General features: G+C 42.5%; 7 protein-coding genes and 2 pseudogenes. 4 read left to right on the top strand and 5 right to left on the bottom strand.

What is annotated here, in order from left to right; all coding sequences use genetic code 11:
• Nucleotides 1-86 precede the first annotated feature (86 nt).
• Nucleotides 87-404 (top strand): annotated as a pseudogene (locus tag BGL89_RS03375) (hypothetical protein); the annotation flags it as partial.
• Nucleotides 405-665: 261 nt separating this feature from the next.
• Complete coding sequence (gene gifA / locus BGL89_RS03370) at nt 666-842, top strand: glutamine synthetase inactivation factor IF7A (protein ID WP_286824443.1); 177 nt, start codon at nt 666-668, stop codon at nt 840-842.
• Nucleotides 843-1337: 495 nt separating this feature from the next.
• Here gifA and BGL89_RS03365 read toward each other — a convergent pair whose 3' ends face one another.
• Both BGL89_RS03365 and BGL89_RS03360 read right to left on the bottom strand, forming a co-directional pair.
• Nucleotides 1338-2060, bottom strand: coding sequence for a hypothetical protein (locus BGL89_RS03365; protein ID WP_286824442.1), 723 nt, complete (start codon nt 2058-2060; stop codon nt 1338-1340).
• A 96-nt stretch (nt 2061-2156) separates the two neighbouring features.
• Nucleotides 2157-2351: a hypothetical protein gene (locus tag BGL89_RS03360; RefSeq protein WP_286824441.1), complete on the bottom strand. Its 195-nt coding sequence runs from the start codon at nt 2349-2351 to the stop codon at nt 2157-2159.
• A 175-nt stretch (nt 2352-2526) separates the two neighbouring features.
• On the opposite strand from BGL89_RS03360, the gene BGL89_RS03355 reads away from it, so the two are divergent.
• Entirely contained in the window at nt 2527-2832 is a 306-nt protein-coding gene (locus tag BGL89_RS03355) for a hypothetical protein (RefSeq protein WP_286824440.1), read from the top strand.
• A 733-nt stretch (nt 2833-3565) separates the two neighbouring features.
• A complete protein-coding gene (locus tag BGL89_RS03350; protein ID WP_286824439.1) occupies nt 3566-3916 on the top strand; it encodes a hypothetical protein in 351 nt (116 codons plus the stop codon).
• Here BGL89_RS03350 and BGL89_RS03345 read toward each other — a convergent pair whose 3' ends face one another.
• From BGL89_RS03345 to BGL89_RS21170, 3 genes and pseudogenes are all read right to left on the bottom strand, one after another.
• The gene (locus BGL89_RS03345) at nt 3917-4486 is read right to left on the bottom strand and encodes an ExbD/TolR family protein (protein WP_286824438.1); all 570 of its coding nucleotides are present in this window, start codon (nt 4484-4486) and stop codon (nt 3917-3919) included.
• Nucleotides 4487-4504: 18 nt separating this feature from the next.
• Nucleotides 4505-5143: a MotA/TolQ/ExbB proton channel family protein gene (locus BGL89_RS03340; protein ID WP_286824444.1), complete on the bottom strand. Its 639-nt coding sequence runs from the start codon at nt 5141-5143 to the stop codon at nt 4505-4507.
• Nucleotides 5144-5329: 186 nt separating this feature from the next.
• A pseudogene (locus tag BGL89_RS21170) lies at nt 5330-5429 on the bottom strand (IS200/IS605 family accessory protein TnpB-related protein); the annotation flags it as partial.

Below are 5429 nucleotides of genomic sequence, written 5' to 3'. Positions count from 1 at the left end.
GTGCGAAACCCCGCAAGGGAAAGAAGCAGAAACCTAAATCGTGAGGTTTGGGAATCACCGTCCGTTTACGGCGGTGAGGATGTCAAAATCAATTAGTTGCCGTGGCGGGTGACAAGGAAATTCTCATGGCTGCCAAAGCCTCGGTTTTAGAGTTTTGGAACAGTATCACCCCTAATATGAATTTTTGGTTGGCGCTTAACTCCCGTCGTCCCATTTCTGCCGATTCTCTAGCAGAATTAGTCGCCCAGTCCGAATGGGCGGAATTAGATGTGGCGCGCACAGAATTATATCTCGGCCTCTGTTGGGGTAATCCTTTAGAACACCAGTATCAATGGGCGCAACCCTTTTCCGGTTGTCATCGCATTATCGCCGCCGTCGATGAACCTAGTTCGATTAAGGTCTGAGGGCGATTGATGTCTTGGGAATTATGAATTATGAATTATGAATTGGGGTGTGGGGTGTAGGGAAGGAAACCTCTTTCATCTCTGGTGGTGAAAATTTTTTCATCGAGACTGACTCCTGATGATCGACTCCTATTGTAAAGTTTTGTTAATTTTTCTGGGATTAGGGCATTTTGTAAAAATAGATACAGAATTGTATGTTATATATATTAGTGGGTGATTAAAAAAGTTCAAAATGCGATTTGCAGATCGGAGGAAATGATTATGTCTACAGAACAACAAGCTCGCGCCTTAATGATGCGTCACCACCACGCCGTCAAAAATCGTCAACAATCGATGTTAGAGAGAAGTGCTTCTGAAATCGGTATTGACAATGACAATGGCTACGGGGAAACCGTTCAACGTCGCTTCTCGGCCGACTTTTCTTCACAAACTTATTGATCGCTCTGGTGTTACTCTCAGTTAGGGTCTTAGATTTCGCCAAAGTGTAAGCTTTCAATCTTAGAATTAAGTGAACAATCAGCCCACACAAACCGAGATAGGAATGTGTGGGTTTTCGTTTTTTAGAGATGGGGGTCATTCCTGGGCCGATTAGGGGGTTTCATCGGGATTTATACCCAATTGCCGTAATTGCGCCGCTAAACGTTCCGCCCGTTGACGTTCGATTTCGGCCTGTTGATAGGCTGCCCTGGCACGTTGACGTTAGCGATAGCGCCTGCCTAACTTCTCCCTTAAAACTCATTGCTTTTAGCGTGCGCGTCTGCGCTCGGGGGTGAAGGTAATCACAAAACCCTCCTCTTGAGCTTGAAGAATTTCTGATTGTATTTCAAACTCTGTAGAGGTTCCGCTAGATTATATAAAAAGGGTTGTAAATTATAGCGTTTCCTGTTCACAAGAGGTACATTTTCAATCCTGAAAAGCTTAATCAGCAAAGCTTTAACTGTGCCCCCCAGGTGTGAGAACCGCTATATAAGTTCTATCTCCTGCAAAAATTTCGTTTTCGCCAAGACTCCAATTTTTCCACCAAGACGGGACTTGATACGGTCTTGATGAGCCAGAAATTTTTTCGGGAAACACATCAAAAATTAAGCGATAAACGCCAATTCCTTGAGGATTATTGTCAAGATTTATTAAAGCATTAAATTCTAATTGATTATCCGTAAATTGCCAATTCGTTAGTTGAAGGGGAATCAGTGAACTTTGAGTATCTAGTTTTTTAAATTCTTTTGTGTTGTTATTAAAGTCACTATCACCATTGAGTTGATAACTAGCAGAATTCGCTAGGGGCAAAGTATAGGGCAGAGAACTATACTTGAGTGTATATTTTAAAGAAGTCTCTTTGGGAATATTATTGCTTGTTTGACTAGGAATAATAAGTCGTTCTACATTTTGAGGATTCGCCACTTTTTTCATCACTATTTGACCATCATTAATTACTTCTACTCGTCTAATTCCTAATTTTTGAGGATTATCTGATGTCGGAGAAGAAGATGAAGGGATAGGTTGTTCATTGACATTAATTTGTAGTAAAGCAGGTTTTTCAAAAATTTGAGTGGAGAAAATAACAAAATTTTCAGCAGGAAAATTAAGTCCTGTATTTTGACTTTCCGATTTGATTTTATCGAAATATTGTTTAACCTGAGAATAGCGACCTAACACTAAGATATAAAAGGGATGATTTGTAAAACCCTTGCACCTAGAGGGGTTAATAATTCTTAACGAATCTCTAGGTCGCTGAAACAACGCAAAATCGTTTCAAAATGAGAATTGCTGATGATTTGTTTTAACACTGGGATAACGAATATTATCTAATCCAACATCATAAATATCCCCCCAAAATTTACTTTTGACTGGGATAATACCAACGGCGTAACCATCCTTCAGGAGATAATGATCGAGTTGTGCTACTAAGTCTTCCCATTGAGCTTTTTGTTGATATAAATCCGTCACAATAACGTAGAGGGAATTGGGCGGATCAGTCTTTTGGGGTGCGATAATTTTATGAGTGGCTGCATCTCTTAATTCAGGTCTTCCCCCACTATAAAACCAGGCAGTTTCAGGCGATTGATGATTGATCGGCTCCTTGAGTCGCTGAGTCCCAAAAACATAAAAGGTAGGAGATGGCGTGACGGGAAAAGCCGCATTTGTTGCACTTCTTAATAATCTTAGGGTTCTAATTAAGCCTGTGGTTTTGACATCTAATATGTCCCCTGATGGATTTTATGTCATATCAGTAGGAAAAGATTACTTACTATTTCCGAAACAGCACGCTATTCCCCTTTCTCAAAAGTTTACAGTATCTGCTTTATTTGATGGCTATAGAAGCGGCAACACCAGTAAATTTACCTTAATTTCACCTGCACAAGTTACCCCGGTTAGTGGCAGTGGGATGTGGCAACTTAAACACAAAGGAAGATTAGAATACAATTAATGTAAGCTAACAAGCTCAAATATTTTTCCTTTCTTGTCCCATTCAGTCATCAGAAAGTGATGTAATCGGTTATAAATCACTCCCACGGCATTATTGACGGTTTGAGTTGGTTTTTTTCCCTCACTTTCTCCTAATAATCCTCCTAAATAATATCCGAAGCCTTTTTAATCGATCGAGCCTTAATTCATCGAGAAATTTTATCTAGATTGGTGAGCTAATTTTTATGTCGAGTGCTATTACCGATGCCAGGGCTATTTCATTCTAAAAAGTCTCAAAATATGCTTAAGTCTAACCACAATGTCTCTGTGCTTTGGCCATGTTAGTAAATCCGGCTTCTCGGTAAAGATTGATGGCTAAATTCCTCTTTTAATAGTGTGATTAACTCTCAAGTTATGAATTGTTTCTCCCTGCTCCCCACTCCCTGCTCCGGCACTCCCTTCTCCCCACACCCCACACCCACGAAAAACTGTTTGCCGCAAACCCTACATAGCCACAGGGTAAAACCGAGGGTCTTCACCTGACAACGCCTAAACATTGTGGCATAGGTTTTGATCAAGGGGAAAGGAGGCACTCGGCACATCCCCATCCCGCTTCGCTCTCGTGTGGGGACTTCCCGTGCCATATTTTCGTTAAGGGCAGTAAAGGGATCGTTAAATCAATCATAAATTGTTATAGTCCATTTCCTCAAGAGCCTAGCATAGAGGGGAAACCTCCTTTATCTCTAGGTAATTGCATGAATGGACTACAACAACAGATTATCAGTCTTGATCGGAAAGTCGAGCGTCTACAGGATATTGTCGAAAGCCTCAGCCAGCAAATTGCTATCCTAGCTGGGGATAAATCGAGTCATTACCGGCGAGAATCCCTGGAAATGGTCGGTTTTTCCGAGTTATCCGATAATAGCCTCTACGATCATAAAGATATTCTCCGGGATCACGGTGGCAAACAAGCCCCAGCTGTCAATGGCGATAATTCTTTTGCCGATGAAATCCAAATTCGCCGATTAACGGCACAATTGACGGCGGCCTACAATCGCATTGCCGCCCTCGAAGAACAATTACTCAGCTATCGCATCCATTCCTAGTTAATTTCTGCCCAGAGGATTGGGTGAACTGGGCAAGGTGGGATTAGTCGGCAAATTGGGCAAAGGATTGCTATTTTCCAGGGTGGGATTATTAGCCTCCCCCGATAGAGTCGCTAAAGCCACACGATCACCGCCTGCCTGTCGCAGTAGGTCTAAAACCCCAACCACTTCGTTATAACTGGCATTTCTGGAGGCATTGAGTACCATCAGTCCATTGGGACTATATTGATGATAATTCTTGATCGCCTCGAACAGCTGGGCGCGAGTCACCATTTGTTTTTCGACGTAGAGTTGTCCGAAATCATCGAGACTAACCACCAACATTTCCCGCATCGGGGTGGTGGCGGTACTAGCTTTCGGTAAATCGAGGCTGATAGCCTGTTGGCGAGATAATCCCACTGCACCGAGAATAAAGAAAGTGAGAATACAGAAAATTACATCGATCAAGGGAACGATATTAACCTGCACATCCTCTTGAATGCGGTGTTGATCGTGCCATAATTTGAGCGGACGAGCCGTAATATGGCTACTTTTTGGCTTTTTGTGGTTAGGAGATTTAGTTTCGGCCATGCTTGATAAGGGGGAGACTTAGCGATCGAGAGGTTTTTCTAGGTTAGCACTGAGGGCGTATTGTTGGTCTTCTTGGTGTAACCAGCGTTGGCGGTAGATAATTTCTAAATCACTGCCGGCCTTGCGAAAAATTCGGGCTTGATTGAACCAGAGTCCCTGAAAAACACGATAGAAAGCGAGGCTAAAAATAGCGACAATTAAGCCGGTAGCGGTGGAAATTAAAGCTTCACTAATACCTAAAGTTACTCCCGCCGTCGAGGAAGTTCCCAGGTCACTCAATTGAATATCGGCCAAAGAGGTAATTAAACCGAGTACCGTCCCTAATAATCCTAACAGGGGGGAAAGGGCGACGACTGCCTCAAGCATTTTATCGCCCCGTTTCATTAGGGATAATTGTTCATCGGCAGCCGATTCGAGGGCAAAGTGAAAAACCTCTGGATCTGGATTTTCTAAGCGCAGGGGAGCATAAAGATAGCTACCAATGGGGTGATTGCGGGAATCTCCGGCGACTTTTGCCGCCAAATCCCAGTTACGGATGGCGGATTCCATAATGCGATTTAAAATCTGGCCCTCACTGAGGAGAGTACGACTCCAAAACCAAATTCGTTCGATAATAGTGCTAAGAGATAAAATAGACAGAAAAAGCAGCGGCCACATGGCCACTCCGCCTTTTTGGATTAAATCAGTTATACTCACGAGTTGTTTTGTTCCTCCAATACTGGGCGATTCGGGCTTGATTATTTAGTTTAAGATTTAAGTCGATCAATTGACATTTATACTTCTTATAGTTAGTAAAAGTATAGTCAAATATAGACAGACTGAATTCCATTTCAGAAATTCCCTTCACTTTTGCTTCGAGAGATTGATTCTCCTTGGGTGAACTACGCACCTCTCTATCCCATAGCGGTTAAACGCATTTGGGAATGCTTTTCGCAAAATGTTG

The sequence above is a fragment of the Microcystis sp. LSC13-02 genome, from assembly GCA_002282935.1.
Classification (GTDB): Bacteria; Cyanobacteriota; Cyanobacteriia; order Cyanobacteriales; family Microcystaceae; genus Microcystis.
The sequence above is the reverse complement of the archived record's forward strand: the minus strand, read 5'-3'. Positions and strand labels throughout refer to the sequence as shown.

Excerpts from the sequence above, each read along its gene's own strand:
- gifA (WP_286824443.1), top strand. The coding sequence starts at position 666 with ATGTCTACAGAACAACAAGCTCGCGCCTTAATGATGCGTCACCACCAC.
- BGL89_RS03350 (WP_286824439.1), top strand. The coding sequence starts at position 3,566 with ATGAATGGACTACAACAACAGATTATCAGTCTTGATCGGAAAGTCGAG.
- BGL89_RS03345 (WP_286824438.1), bottom strand. The coding sequence starts at position 4,486 with ATGGCCGAAACTAAATCTCCTAACCACAAAAAGCCAAAAAGTAGCCAT.
- BGL89_RS03340 (WP_286824444.1), bottom strand. The coding sequence starts at position 5,143 with ATGTGGCCGCTGCTTTTTCTGTCTATTTTATCTCTTAGCACTATTATC.